The organism is Mycolicibacter kumamotonensis, assembly GCF_002086285.1.
Taxonomy (GTDB): Bacteria; Actinomycetota; Actinomycetes; order Mycobacteriales; family Mycobacteriaceae; genus Mycobacterium; species Mycobacterium kumamotonense.
Genome location: NZ_MVHU01000002.1, coordinates 138,618 through 151,915 on the forward strand (window position 1 = coordinate 138,618; position 13,298 = coordinate 151,915).

Here is a 13,298-nt window from a genome sequence, read left to right on the forward strand (position 1 = left end):
CGAGAACAGTGGAACCACTACGCGGCGCGATACGGACCTACGCCTGGGGCTCGAGGACCGCGATCGCCGAGTTCACCGGACGGCCGGTCCCGGCCGCGCACCCGGAGGCCGAGCTGTGGCTGGGCGCGCACCCGGGGGACCCGGCCTGGTTGGAGACGTCCGAGGGCGAGATGTCGCTGCTGGAGGTCTTGACCGCCGACTGGGAGGGCCAGCTCGGTCCGGTGGCTCACGCCCGCTTCGGTGACCGGCTGCCGTTCCTGGTCAAGGTGCTGGCCGCCGACGAGCCATTGTCCCTGCAGGCCCACCCCAGCACCATGCAGGCCATCGAGGGCTACGAGCGTGAAGAACGGCTCGGGGTGCCGGTGTCCTCGCCGATCCGCAACTACCGCGACACCAGTCACAAACCCGAACTGCTGGTGGCGCTGCAGCCGTTCGAGGCGCTGGCCGGCTTCCGGCCCGCGGCGCGCACCAGCGAGCTGCTGCGGGCGCTGGCGGTTTCGGACCTCGACCCGTTCATCGCCCTGCTCGGGGACTCTCCCGACGGCGACCAGTCCGACGCCGACGGCCTGCGGGCACTGTTCACCACCTGGATCACCGCGCCGCAGCCCGATCTCGACGTCCTGGTTCCGGCGGTGCTCGAGGGGGCCATTCAATACCTCAGTTCCGAGGCCGGCGAATTCGCCGCGGAAGCCAAGACGGTGCTCGAACTCGGGGAGCGCTACCCGGGCGACGCCGGCGTGCTGGCCGCGCTGTTGCTCAACCGGGTCAGCCTGGCCCCGGGTGAGGCGATCTTCTTGGCTGCCGGCAATCTGCACACCTACCTGCACGGTGTCGGTGTGGAGGTGATGGCCAACTCGGACAACGTGCTTCGCGGCGGACTGACCCCCAAGCACGTCGACGTGCCCGAACTGCTGCGGGTGCTCGACTTCACGCCCACCACCGAGGAGGCGCTGCGGCCGGCGGTGCACATCGAGGGGCCGGAAGTGGTCTACCAGACCCCCGCCGAGGAGTTCGCGGTGTCCCGGCTGACGCTGGACGGTGCTTACCTCGGCCACGAGGTGGACGCCCCGGCGCACCATGACGGACCGCAGATCCTGCTGTGCACCGAGGGTTCGGTCACGGTGCACGCCAAGTCGAAGACGTTGACGCTGCACCGGGGCGAGTCGGCCTGGGTGCCCAGCGACGACGGGCCGATCCGGCTGCTGGCCCAGCAACGGGCAGCACTGTTCCGGGCGACGATAGGCCTGTGAGTGTCCTCGTCCGGTAGTACCAGGGCGATCATCGCGGCGCTGTGCGCCAATGCCGGAATCGCGGCGGCGAAGTTCATCGGGTACGTGATCACCGGCAGCGCCGCCATGCTCGCCGAGGCGGTGCACTCGGTGGTCGACACCTCCAACCAGGCGCTGCTGCTGTTCGGCCAGCGGGCCGCGGCCAAGGCGCCGGATGCGTTGCATCCCTTCGGGTACGGGCGCAGTCGCTACTTCTGGTCATTCGTGGTGGCACTCGTGCTGTTCAGCCTGGGCTCGATGTTCGCGATGTTCGAGGGCTACGAAAAGGTCCGCCACCCGGTCGAGTTGAGCTCGCCGGTGGTGGCAGTGACGATTCTTATCGTGGCAATCCTGTTGGAGGCCTTCAGCTTTCGGACCGCAGTGCGCGAGTCGCGCCCACTCAAGGGCGACGGCAGCTGGATGCGGTTCCTGCGCACCTCACGCAACCCGGAGCTTCCGGTGGTGCTGCTGGAGGACACCGGTGCGCTGATCGGCCTGGTGCTGGCGCTGGCGGGGGTGGGCCTGAGCATGCTCACCGACAACCCGGTCTGGGACGGCGTGGCAACCTTGGGCATCGGCGCGCTGCTCGGGGTGATCGCGGTGTTCCTGATGATCGAGATGCACAGCCTGCTGATCGGTGAGGGTGCCACCTCCGCCGAGGATCGGGCCATCCGGGCGGCGCTGGAAGGCACCGCCAACGTCACCCGGCTGATCCACATCCGCACCCAGTACCTGGGCCCCGACGAGATGCTGGTGGGGGCCAAGATCGCGGTGGTTCCCCGGCTGGACCTGGCCGCGATCGCAGCCACCATCGATGCCGCCGAAGCCAATATCCGCGCTGCCGTGCCCGCAGCCCGGGTCATCTATCTCGAACCTGACCTGGACCGCACGCCTGTGCCAGACTCGCTGGAGCAGAAAGGTTGACCGCTTTGTCCAGCTTCTCCTACCAACAGCTGACCGCCGCCTGCCAGGCCGGCGGCGCCAGCACGCTGAGCGTGGCCACCGAGTTGGCCCCGGCGGGCGGGCCCCATGCGGCGATCGCCCCGGCCCACCGCCCCGGACGCGGTCCGTCGGCCATCGCCCACGAGATCCGGCTGATCGACGGTGAACCGACGCCGACCGTGGTCATCGACGACAACCAGAGCCAAATCCAGCGCGTCGAAACCGCGATCCTGCAAGCCATCCGCGACCAGCACCCGATCCTGAGCCGGGTGCCGCACCTGCAGGTGTCCTACGAGGGCGGCCGGTCGGTCTACACCGATCTTGAACTGCCGCAACGGATCTTCGACGGTCATTTCCTGACCGGCTCGATCGACGGCAAGCCGGCGATCGCCCACCCGGCCTACCGGGCCGCTCGCGAAGCCACCCCCGACAATGCCCGGGCGCTTTTGAAATTGAGTCCCGGCAGCCTGATTTTCGGCGCGATCGACGCCGCGCGCAGCACGGGCCAGAGCCGCTTTCGCGGCGTGCTGTCCGGTGAGATCATCGGCGTGCTCGTCGACGGTATGCCGACGGATTCGCGCGCGGGTGCAGACACCGTCTGCTGCAGCCGCATCCTTCGCACCCAGGTGCTCAGTTTCGCCGCGCTGCGGCAACTGCGGTTCGACTGCGGGCCCGCCGGCGACGAGGCGTGCCGGGCATTGTTGGGCGCCTACGCGCTGGCCGGACTGGCGCGCTCGAACGCCGAGCTGAGCATCCGTGCCAACTGCGACCTGGTCGAGACCGGCCCGACGACGTTGAAGCTCGACGCCCGCGACGGCGAATTCGTCGAGCTGGCGGCGCTGTCGATCGAGCAGGCCGACGAACTGCTCGAGCGCGCGCTGGTCGAGGCCTACCGGGAGGCCGACATCACCTGGCGCGGCCAGGTGCTGCACGTCACCGGCAACGCCGGGGCCTATGCCGCCGCCCAGAACGGGGGAGTGGAGCAGGCCCCGATCGCCCACGAGCCGCGGCGGTTCCGGCTGCCGCACTTCATCGAGGCCCGGCGGACCACCGCGCCCTGAACCGGCGACCGGCGCGCATCGACGCACCAGCTTGTCGCGCCCCGACTCGCGCTCGCATCGGCCAGTCAACTAGGGCCGTTACTGCAGAAGTTCGGGACGACGCCGGCTGGCGCAGATTGTGGGAAAGCTGTCGCATCTTGCCGATCCCCGTGCCGGCCGGACGCGCGAAGCTCGATCGGTGATCGCTTCTACAGCTCTCGGTCCGACGGTTCCCGCCGCCGCAACGTCTCACGTGATCTGCAGGCAGGCATGACGGTGAACCGCAGCGACAACGACACCTGGGATCTGGCCAGTAGTGTCGGCGCCACGGCGACCATGGTCGCGGCGGCCAGGGCGGCGGCCAGCAGACGAGCCGATCCGATCATCAGCGACACGTTCGCCGAACCGTTGGTCCGCGCTGCCGGTGTCGAGCTGTTCGCGCGATTGGCAAGCGGCGAGCTGGAATACGCCGAAATCGGATCCGCGTGGATGCCGGACTATTTCGGGGCTCGCGCCCGGTTCTTCGACGCCTTCTTCCCCGGGGCGTCCAGCGCCGGCATACGGCAGGCGGTGATCGTGGGATCCGGCCTGGATTCACGGGCGTACCGATTGGAGTGGGCACCGGACACGGTCGTCTACGAGATCGACCAGCCCGAGGTGCTCGCGTTCAAGGCCGTGACGCTGGGTCGCCTGGGCGCCGACGCGAAGACCGAGGTGCGTCCGGTGGGCATCGATCTGCGTCAGGACTGGCCCGCGGCGCTGCGCGCGGCAGGCTTCAACCCGGCCGAGCCCACCGCCTGGCTGGCCGAGGGGCTGATGATCGGATACCTGCCCGGCGACACCCAGGCCCGCATGCTGGAGCAGATCACCGCGTTGAGCGCACCGGGCAGCCGGCTGGCCGCCGACTACCTGCGTAGCGGCTCCGCCTCGATGGGATCGTTGATCTTGCGCACCGCCGAGGACTGGAGGCGGCGCGGTTACGCCGTCGACTTCGGCAACCTCACTTACGCCCACGGCCCCCACGACGTCCAATCCTCGCTGCAGGCCCACGGATGGCAGACCGTCAGCTACCGCCTCACCGATCTGCTCGCCGCGGCCGAAGTGCCTGTCGGAGACATGGACACCGGTCCCGGGGGGCAGGGTGCCCTGCACTACCTCACCGCCACCCGCCGGCGATCGCAATGACTGGCCACCGGCGGATGCGAGGCCTGCCTGGTGCGCAACATCCTGGTCAGCAGCGGACAGAAAGAGGAGGCCGATGATGCGCTTGGTAGTTGCGATGACCGGGGCGACCGGTGCGGCATTGGGTATTCGTCTGCTGGAGGTGTTGGGCCAGCTTGGTGTCGAGACGCATCTGGTGCTCAGTGAGTGGGCGCGGGCGACGATCAAGATCGAGACCGATTTCAGTGTTCAGCAGGTCCGGGATCTTGCTACCCACACCTACAGTGCTCGTGATCTCGCGGCGGCCGTCTCCAGTGGCTCGTTCGGCACCGATGGGATGGTCGTGTGTCCGTGCAGCATGAAGACGTTGAGTGCGATCCGGATCGGCTTCAGCGACAACCTGATCACCCGGGCAGCCGATGTGACGCTCAAGGAGCGCCGCAAGCTGGTGTTGGTGGCCCGCGAGGCGCCGCTGAGCGAAATCCATTTGGACAACATGCATTACCTGGCGCGCGCCGGTGCGGTGATCTTTCCCCCGACGGTGGCCTATTACTCCCGGCCGGGTTCGGTCGAGGAGGTGACCGACCACGTGGTCGGCCGGGTCATCGATCAGCTCGGGATCGAGCATTCGCTGATCGACCGGTGGAAAGGCGCGCGGCATCCGAGCAGCACCGGCGAAGCCGGCCTGGCGATTGTCAGGACCACGAAATGACCACCACCACACACCCGACCGCCACCGGGCCCGACAGCGGGCCGATCGGGCAGCACCCGGGTCCTGATCTGCGCAGTTGGCTGGCCACCCTGGAGGCCGCGGGGCAGTTGAGCCGTATCAGCGTCCCGGTGGACTGGGATGAGGAGATCGGGGCGATCACCCGCGCCAACCTGTGCCTGGGCGGGCCGGCGTTGCTGTTCGAGAACATCATCGGCCACGAGAACACGTGGTGCACCAAGCTGTTGACGTCCGCGATCGGCAGCCGACGCCAGGTCCAGTTGCTGCTGGGCCTGCCCGAGGGCACCGGTGATTCGGCGATCGTGGCGCACCTTCGCGAGGCCTTCAAGAATCCCCTCGCGCCGCGCATCGTCGAGACCGGCCCGGTCCAGCAGAACGTCATCGACGGCGCCGACATCGACTTGAACGAGTTGCCGGTACCCAAATGGCATGGCGAGGACGGCGGCCGCTATCTCGACACCTTCTGCGGTGTCATCACCCAGGACAAAGTGACCGGCCGCGACAACATCGGCCTGTATCGGGGCATGATCGTCGACCGCGACAAGATCGCCAAACTGCTGGTCCCCAGCCAAGGTTGGGGTGGGCACATGGCCGAGTACAAACCGGAGCCGATGCCGGTTGCCATCGTGTACGGATGGCACGATGTGCTGCCGTTCTGCGCGGGCAGCCCATTCCCGAAGAACATCTGCGAATGGGACATGATGGGTGCCCTGCTGGGCCGTCCGGTCGATCTGGTGGCCTGCCAGACCGTGCCACTGCATGTGCCGGCGACCGCCGAGATCGTCGTGGAAGGCTACATCGATCCGGACCCGGCGAGCTTTGCCATGGAGGGCCCGTTCGCCGAGTATCCCGGCTTCATCGGCGACGCCGCACCGGCACCGGTGCTGCGCGTCACCCGCATCACCCACCGCGACGACCCGGTGCTGCGCGGCACCCTGGAGGGTATCCGCCCCGGGATGCTCAACGAGGACAGCATCGTCAACTTCGCCCGCTCGGCCATCACCTGGAATGTGCTCGACGATCTGGGTATCGGCGGCATCACCGACCTGTGGATGAGCGAGGTCACCAACGGCCAGAACACCGTGGTGCAGATCCAGAAACGCTACCGCGGCCACGCCCAGCAGATCGCCTCCGCGCTGTGGGGCACCGGCGGCTCGATGTGGTTTCACAAGAACGTCATCGTCGTCGAGGAAGACATCGACATCCACGACCCCGTCGCCCTGGACTGGGCGCTGTCCTACCGGGTCAATGCCGGTCGCGGTGATATCGCCTTCTTCGGGCCGGGCCTCGGGTCCTCGCTGGACCCGTCGACCGCACCGGAGCGCAACGACGCCAACAAATACGGCACCGGCGAATGGACGCGGGTGCTCATCGATGCCACCCGCAGCTGGGACATCGACCCCAGACCCATCTGGGGCGGACGTCGCTTCCCGCCCACCGACCGGCTCAGCCCCGAACTGGAAGCCCGAATCGCCGCCCGCTGGTCCGAATACGGCATCGGCATCCCCTACCTCGATGACGGGGGCCGCGAACGACTCACCCTGCAACAACTCAGCAAACGCTTTCCACAGGTCTAGGCGACTTGGACCGGCAACGCTTTCGATCGGAGAACATCATGCCCGTCTACCGATGCTTCAGCCCCGCAGGTCTGTTGAGCAGGTCGGCGAAAACCGCTGTCGCCGAAGGGATAACCGACATTCACACGCGCACGACCGGGGCTCCCAGGCGCTACGTCAACGTGCTGTTCCACGAGATCCCGGACGGCGACTGCTTCGTTGCGGGCCAGCCGGCCGCCTACTCCTACATCTTCGGTCTGATCCGCCATGGACGTGAGCTACCGAAACGGCAGGCGATGCTGGGTGAACTCTCCCGGATGTGTGCACAGGCCACCGGGCAGTCGGAGGCCGAGATCCTGGTTGTGCTGACCGAGGTCGATCCCGCGAACGCGATGGAGGCGGGGGCGATCCTGCCCGAGCCCGGTGCGGAACAACTGTGGCTGGAGGCCAACCGCGCCGTACTGGTGGGAAAAACCTCGACATGACCGATATCGATCTACGACACCGCGAACTCGAAACCGTTCTCGCCGCCGTCCGCGGTTGATCGGCGGTGCCGGAGCTCACCCCGGTACGTCGATGGCGGCGAAGTTCACCGTCGCGGTGGCGGCGAGCTCGTCGTCGTTGCCTCGGTAGATGTCGACCTGGACCACCACCGAGCGCCGGCCGGTGCGCAGGATAACCGCGACGGCCCGGGCCGGCCCGATCTTGATCGGCCGCAGGTAGCGGATGAACAGGTCGGTGGTGGCGATGTGGTTGCCGAATGTCGTGCTGCGGGCCGCGAGCTGCCCGGCCGCCACGTCGGCCATGGTGGCGATCAACCCGCCCTGCAGGCCGCCGGCGGTGTTGACCACCCGCTCGTCGACAGGCATCTCCATGGTCAGGGTGCCCTCGGCCGACGGCACCTCCTGCAGGCCGAGTTGGGCGAAGAGCTCCCGGATCGATTGGGGTGCGGTCATCGTGTCGGTCAGCGCGCCTCGGCGCGGTCCCAGGCCTCGGACATGGTGCGCAGAATCTCCTCGGCGCGCCCGAGGCCGGCGAGATGACTCTCCCCGGGGATCGGATACAGCCGGGCGTCGGGCAACAGCGAGACGGCGTGTTCCCCGTGGGCGAACGGCACGATGTGGTCGGCGTCGCCGTGCCACCAATGCACCGGCACCTTCACCTCGTCGAGCCGGAAGCCCCAGTACCGGGCGAACAGCACGGCGTCCGCGATCGGCGCGGCGAGCTGCTTGCGGGCCCCGTTGAGCAGGTCGTCGAGGAACATCGCCTTGAACTCCGGCCGGCCCAGCAGCCGGCGGTCACCCTCCGGGGAGATCAGCGCATAGAGCTCCAGCGCCGGTTCGGCCACCGGCCGGATCATCCGGATCAGCCCGGTGGCCACAATGCTGATCGGGCGCCCGGCGCGCTGCAGCACCGGCTCGGCGATGCGGGCCAGCGTCATCAGGCCGCTGTCGATGGCCTCGGGGCCTACCGCCGGGGCGACGCCGCCGAGGATCCCGGCGGCCACCACCCGCCCGGGCATCGCCGCGGCGCACGCCAGCGTGTAAGGGCCCCCACCGGACAGGCCGATGACCGCCATCTTGTCGATGCCGAGCGTGTCGGCCACGGTGCGCAGATCATCGGCGAACTGGGACACCGTCTCGTACTGATACGGCGTCGAGGAACCGATACCGGGCCGGTCCACGCCGATCAAGCGGATATTCGCCTCCTTGGCGTAGATCCGTGCCTCGACCGGGATCTGGCGGCGGGCGCCGGGGGTGCCGTGCAGCCAGAACATCGGCCGGCCCTGCGGCGCGCCGAACTCGGCGAAGCCGAGCTGACGGTCCTCACCGACGGCGATGTTGCCCTCGATCTGCGGGCGGGCGATCGCGTAAGCCATGCCCTGAGTGTGGCATGGACCTGGGAGCTGGGTCACACCCCGGTGGCAGGCCCGGATGGTGTGCGCGGCGCGGCCCGGGGCCGGGCCGCCGTTTGGCGGTGGACCGGCGCAGCGAGCCGGTGCACCATCTGTCTCGTGGACAAAATACGGTCAAATGTCTAGACAGCCGACGAACCACACGGTAATGTCCATCCGCGACGGTGGTCGAACTCACAAGGAGGGGCGCGGATGGCGGCAACGGCGCAGACGGGCACTGCGGCGGCAGGCGCGGAGGTGTGGCGCGACAGGAAGCGCTACCTGTGGCTGATGGGCTTGATCGCCCCCACGCTGATCTTCACCATGCTGCCGTTCGTGTGGGCGCTGAACCGGTTCGGCTGGCACACGGCCGCGCAGGTGCCGTTCTGGATCGGGCCCATCCTGATCTACGTGCTGCTGCCGGCGCTGGATCTGCGGTTCGGCGCCGACGGGCAGAACCCGCCCGACGAGGTGATGACCGCGCTGGAGAACGACCGGTACTACCGGTACTGCACGTATGCCTACATCCCGTGCCAGTACGCCAGCGTCGTGCTGGGCGCCTACCTGTTCACCGCAACCGATCTGAGCTGGCTGGGCGTCGAGGGGTCGCTCAGCTGGTTCGCCAAGATCGGGTTGGCGCTGTCGGTGGGCGCCCTGGGTGGTGTCGGCATCAACACCGCCCACGAGCTGGGGCACAAGAAGGAGAGCCTGGAGCGCTGGCTGTCCAAGATCACCCTGGCGCAGAGCTGCTACGGGCACTTCTACATCGAGCACAACCGCGGCCACCACGTACGGGTGGCCACCCCCGAGGACCCGGCGTCGGGCCGGTTCGGTGAGACCTTCTGGGAGTTCTTGCCGCGCAGTGTCTTCGGTGGGGTGCGTTCGGCCTGGCAGCTGGAGGCCGCGCGGCTGCGCCGGCTGGACAAGGGGCCCTGGCGGATCTCCAACGACGTGCTCAACGCGTGGTTGATGTCGGTACTGCTGTGGGGCGTGATGATCGCGGTGTTCGGCCCGGCGCTGATCCCATTCGTCGTCATCCAGGCCGTCTACGGATTCTCCCTGCTGGAGTCGGTGAACTACATCGAGCACTACGGCCTGCTGCGCCAGACCCGCGCCAACGGCCGCTACGAACGCTGCACGCCCGAACACAGCTGGAATTCCGACCATCTGGTGACCAACCTGTTCCTCTACCACCTGCAGCGGCACAGTGATCACCACGCCAACCCCACCCGGCGCTACCAGACCCTGCGCAGCATGGAGCAGGCGCCGAACCTGCCCAGCGGATACGCCTCGCTGATCGGGCTGACCTACTTCCCGCCGCTGTGGCGCAGGCTGATGGACCACCGGGTGCTGCAGCACTACGGCGGCGACATCACCCTGGTCAACATCGAGCCGCGCCGGCGGGTGAAGATCCTGCGCCGCTACGCCACCATCGCCCCCGAGCAGGCAGCGGCGTGATGGCGGCCTACCGGTGCCCGGGCTGTGACTACGTCTACGACGAGGCGCTCGGCGCGCCACGCGAAGGATTCCCGCCCGGCACTACCTGGCAGCAGATTCCCGAGGACTGGTGCTGCCCGGACTGTGCGGTCCGCGAGAAGCCGGATTTCGAACGTGAGGAGACGACGTGAGCGACTACAAACTGTTCCGGTGTCTGCAGTGCGGCTTCGAATACGACGAGGCGGCGGGCTGGCCTGAGGACGGGATCGCCCCCGGTACCCGCTGGGCGGACATCCCCGAGGACTGGAGCTGCCCGGACTGCGGCGCGGCCAAGGCGGATTTCGAGATGGTTGAAGTCGTGCGGCCGTGACACCCGCTAATCTCGCGGTGGTGAAACGCATCCCCTACGCCGAGGCATCCCGGGCGCTGTTGCGCGACTCGGTGCTCGAGGCGATGAGGGAGTTGTTGACCAGCCGGGACTGGTCGTCGATCACGTTGGCCGACGTCGCCGCGGCGGCCGGGGTCAGCCGGCAGACCATCTACAACGAGTTCGGTTCGCGCCAGGGCTTGGCGCAGGGCTACGCGATCCGATTGGCCGACCGGCTCGTTGACGCCGTCGAGGGCGCCATCTACGGCAACGTGGGCGACGTCCACGCCGCTTTTTTGGAAGGGTTCCGGTCCTTCTTCACCGAATCGGCCGCCGACCCGCTGGTGATCTCGCTGCTGACCGGTGTCGCCAAACCGGACCTGCTGCAGATCATCACCACCGACAGCGGGCCGATCATCACCCGCTGCTCGCAGCGGCTCACGTCGTCGTTCATGCACAGCTGGGTCAAGGCCAGCGAGGAAGACGCCGGCATCCTGGCCCGGGCCATCGTCCGGCTGGCCATGAGCTATGTCTCGATGCCTCCCGAAGCCGACCATGATGTGGCAGCTGACCTGGCCCGATTGTTCACTCCGGCGGCCGAGGCCTACGGGGTTATCGACGTCGATTGACCCGCCCGAGCCGTCCCGGACGTTCGCCGGTAGCTTGTAGCGGAGCTGATTTCACCGAACCTACGGGGGCGCACTGATGAGTTTGACCGCGGACAGCCGCAACGGCATCGACTTCAAGGTTGCCGACCTGTCGCTGGCCGATTTCGGCCGCAAGGAGATCCGGCTGGCCGAGCACGAGATGCCCGGCCTGATGGCGCTGCGCCAGGAGTACCACGGCGTCAACCCGCTCAAGGGCGCCCGCATCACCGGCTCGCTGCACATGACGATTCAGACCGCCGTGCTCATCGAGACCCTGGTCGCGCTCGGTGCCGAGGTGCGGTGGGCGTCCTGCAACATCTTCTCCACCCAGGACCACGCCGCCGCCGCGGTCGTCGTCGGTCCGCACGGTACCGCCGAGGAGCCCAAGGGCACCCCGGTCTTCGCCTGGAAGGGCGAGACCCTGGAGGAGTACTGGTGGTGCGCCGAGCAGGCTCTGACCTGGGAGGGCGAGCCGGCCAACATGATCCTCGACGACGGTGGCGACGCCACCATGATGGTGCTGCGCGGCGCCCAGTACGAGAAGGCCGGCGTGGTGCCGCCCGCCGAGGACGGCGACTCGCACGAGTGGAAGGTCTTCCTGAACACGCTGCGTGAGCGCTTCGAGACCGACAAGACCAAGTGGACCAAGATCGCCGCGTCGGTGAAGGGTGTCACCGAGGAGACCACCACCGGTGTGCTGCGCCTGTACCAGCTGGCCGCCGCCGGTGAGCTGGTGTTCCCGGCGATCAACGTCAACGACTCGGTCACCAAGAGCAAGTTCGACAACAAGTACGGCTGCCGGCACTCGCTGATCGACGGCATCAACCGCGGCACCGACGCGCTCATCGGCGGCAAGAAGGCGCTGGTGTGCGGCTTCGGCGACGTCGGCAAGGGCTCCGCGGAGTCGCTCAAGGGCCAGGGCGCGCGGGTGACGGTCACCGAGATCGACCCGATCAACGCCCTGCAGGCGCTGATGGAGGGCTATGACGTCCAGACCGTCGAGCAGGCCATCGGCGACGCCGACATCGTCATCACCACCACCGGCAACAAGGACATCATCACCCTCGAGCACATGAAGGCGATGAAGAACCAGGCCATCCTGGGCAACATCGGCCACTTCGACAACGAGATCGACATGGCTGCGCTGGAGACCTCCGGCGCCATCCGGGAGAACGTCAAGCCGCAGGTCGACGTGTGGACCTTCCCGGACACCGGCAAGTCGATCATCGTGCTGTCCGAGGGCCGGCTGCTCAACCTGGGCAACGCCACCGGGCACCCCTCGTTCGTGATGAGCAACAGCTTCTCCAACCAGGTGATCGCCCAGATCGAGCTGTGGACCAAGGGCGACGAGTACGACAACGAGGTCTACCGGCTGCCCAAGCACCTGGACGAGAAGGTGGCCCGCATCCACGTCGAGGCCCTGGGCGGCACCCTGACCAAGCTCACCAAGGAGCAGGCCGAGTACATCGGCGTCGACGTCGAAGGCCCCTACAAGCCGGACCACTACCGGTACTGATCTCCGGCTCCCTAGCCCGAGCAGACGCAGAATCGCACCATGGGATACCCATGTGTGCGATTCTGCGTCTGCGCGCCGGATTAGGCTCGGCGCGTGCTGATCGCGATCGAGGGCGTTGACGGCGCCGGCAAGAACACCCTGACCCAGGGGTTGCGCGCGGCGTTCGAGGCCGCCGGGAAGTCGGTGACCACCTGCGCGTTCCCGCGCTACGGCGTCTCGCTGACCGCCGACGTCGCCGCCGAGGCGCTGCGGGGGCAGCACGGCGATCTGGCGGATTCGGTGTACGCGATGGCACTGCTGTTCGCGCTGGACCGCGCCGGCGCCAAGGACGAGATCGCCGCCCTGCGCAGCGGCTACGACGTGGTGATCCTGGACCGGTATGTGGCCTCCAACGCCGCCTACAGTGCCGCCCGCCTGCATCAGGACGCCGACGGCGCGGTGGTCGGCTGGGTGCGGCAGCTGGAATTCGAGCGGCTCGGGCTGCCCGTGCCGGACTGGCAGGTGCTGCTGGATGTCCCCGCCGAGTTGGCCGCCGAGCGGGCCCGGAACCGCGAGGCGCACGACACCACCCGGGCCCGCGACAGCTACGAACGCGACGACGGCCTGCAGCGCCGGACCGGGCAGGTGTATCGCGGGCTGGCCCGGGCCGGGTTCGGGGGGCGCTGGCAGCTGGCCGGTCCGACCGTCGCGGCGGCCGAGCTGGCCGGCGTTCTGCGCGGTTAACCTGCGAAACGCGCGTG

General features: G+C 68.1%; 15 protein-coding genes. 13 read left to right on the top strand and 2 right to left on the bottom strand.

Going from position 1 to position 13,298, the window contains the following annotated elements; translation table 11 throughout:
* The first annotated feature begins 8 nt into the window (after positions 1 to 8).
* From manA to BST28_RS02215, 7 genes are all read left to right on the top strand, one after another.
* The gene (gene manA, locus BST28_RS02185; protein ID WP_083079694.1) at positions 9 to 1,250 is read left to right on the top strand and encodes a mannose-6-phosphate isomerase, class I; all 1,242 of its coding nucleotides are present in this window, start codon (positions 9 to 11) and stop codon (positions 1,248 to 1,250) included.
* Entirely contained in the window at positions 1,251 to 2,192 is a 942-nt protein-coding gene (locus tag BST28_RS02190; protein ID WP_019737791.1) for a cation diffusion facilitator family transporter, read from the top strand.
* Complete coding sequence (locus BST28_RS02195; protein WP_234808170.1) at positions 2,189 to 3,271, top strand: type I-U CRISPR-associated protein Cas7; 1,083 nt, start codon at positions 2,189 to 2,191, stop codon at positions 3,269 to 3,271. Before BST28_RS02190 ends, BST28_RS02195 begins: the two co-directional genes overlap by 4 nt.
* Positions 3,272 to 3,526: 255 nt before the next feature.
* The gene (locus BST28_RS02200; protein ID WP_420093419.1) at positions 3,527 to 4,435 is read left to right on the top strand and encodes an SAM-dependent methyltransferase; all 909 of its coding nucleotides are present in this window, start codon (positions 3,527 to 3,529) and stop codon (positions 4,433 to 4,435) included.
* Positions 4,436 to 4,511: 76 nt separating this feature from the next.
* On the top strand, positions 4,512 to 5,123 hold the full coding sequence (locus BST28_RS02205) for a UbiX family flavin prenyltransferase (RefSeq protein ID WP_083079698.1): 612 nt from the start codon (positions 4,512 to 4,514) through the stop codon (positions 5,121 to 5,123).
* On the top strand, positions 5,120 to 6,718 hold the full coding sequence (locus BST28_RS02210; protein WP_083079700.1) for a UbiD family decarboxylase: 1,599 nt from the start codon (positions 5,120 to 5,122) through the stop codon (positions 6,716 to 6,718). The genes BST28_RS02205 and BST28_RS02210 overlap by 4 nt, the downstream gene beginning before the upstream one ends.
* 38 nt (positions 6,719 to 6,756) lie before the next feature.
* Entirely contained in the window at positions 6,757 to 7,182 is a 426-nt protein-coding gene (locus tag BST28_RS02215) for a tautomerase family protein (protein WP_083079702.1), read from the top strand.
* A gap of 75 nt (positions 7,183 to 7,257) precedes the next feature.
* On the opposite strand, the gene BST28_RS02220 is transcribed toward BST28_RS02215, so the two are convergent.
* Together BST28_RS02220 and BST28_RS02225 are read right to left on the bottom strand one after the other, a co-directional pair.
* Positions 7,258 to 7,653 (bottom strand): PaaI family thioesterase, encoded by a 396-nt coding sequence (locus BST28_RS02220; RefSeq protein ID WP_083079703.1) that lies wholly within the window; start codon positions 7,651 to 7,653, stop codon positions 7,258 to 7,260.
* An 8-nt stretch (positions 7,654 to 7,661) separates the two neighbouring features.
* Positions 7,662 to 8,576 carry an alpha/beta fold hydrolase gene (locus BST28_RS02225; protein WP_019737798.1) on the bottom strand — a complete coding sequence of 305 codons (915 nt, stop codon included), beginning with the start codon at positions 8,574 to 8,576 and terminating at the stop codon, positions 7,662 to 7,664.
* A 228-nt stretch (positions 8,577 to 8,804) separates the two neighbouring features.
* Between BST28_RS02225 and BST28_RS02230 the strand changes: the two genes are divergently transcribed.
* The 6 genes from BST28_RS02230 to BST28_RS02255 all read left to right on the top strand — a co-directional run bounded on the left by BST28_RS02230 (position 8,805) and on the right by BST28_RS02255 (position 13,281).
* Positions 8,805 to 10,049 carry an alkane 1-monooxygenase gene (locus BST28_RS02230; RefSeq protein ID WP_083079705.1) on the top strand — a complete coding sequence of 415 codons (1,245 nt, stop codon included), beginning with the start codon at positions 8,805 to 8,807 and terminating at the stop codon, positions 10,047 to 10,049.
* A complete protein-coding gene (locus BST28_RS02235) occupies positions 10,049 to 10,219 on the top strand; it encodes a rubredoxin (protein WP_083079707.1) in 171 nt (56 codons plus the stop codon). Before BST28_RS02230 ends, BST28_RS02235 begins: the two co-directional genes overlap by 1 nt.
* A complete protein-coding gene (locus tag BST28_RS02240) occupies positions 10,216 to 10,398 on the top strand; it encodes a rubredoxin (protein ID WP_083079710.1) in 183 nt (60 codons plus the stop codon). The genes BST28_RS02235 and BST28_RS02240 overlap by 4 nt, the downstream gene beginning before the upstream one ends.
* A gap of 20 nt (positions 10,399 to 10,418) precedes the next feature.
* Entirely contained in the window at positions 10,419 to 11,024 is a 606-nt protein-coding gene (gene alkX, locus BST28_RS02245) for a TetR family transcriptional regulator AlkX (RefSeq protein WP_029249643.1), read from the top strand.
* A gap of 76 nt (positions 11,025 to 11,100) precedes the next feature.
* Entirely contained in the window at positions 11,101 to 12,558 is a 1,458-nt protein-coding gene (ahcY, locus tag BST28_RS02250) for an adenosylhomocysteinase (protein ID WP_083079712.1), read from the top strand.
* Positions 12,559 to 12,651: 93 nt separating this feature from the next.
* Complete coding sequence (locus BST28_RS02255) at positions 12,652 to 13,281, top strand: dTMP kinase (RefSeq protein ID WP_065287507.1); 630 nt, start codon at positions 12,652 to 12,654, stop codon at positions 13,279 to 13,281.
* Positions 13,282 to 13,298 lie beyond the last annotated feature (17 nt).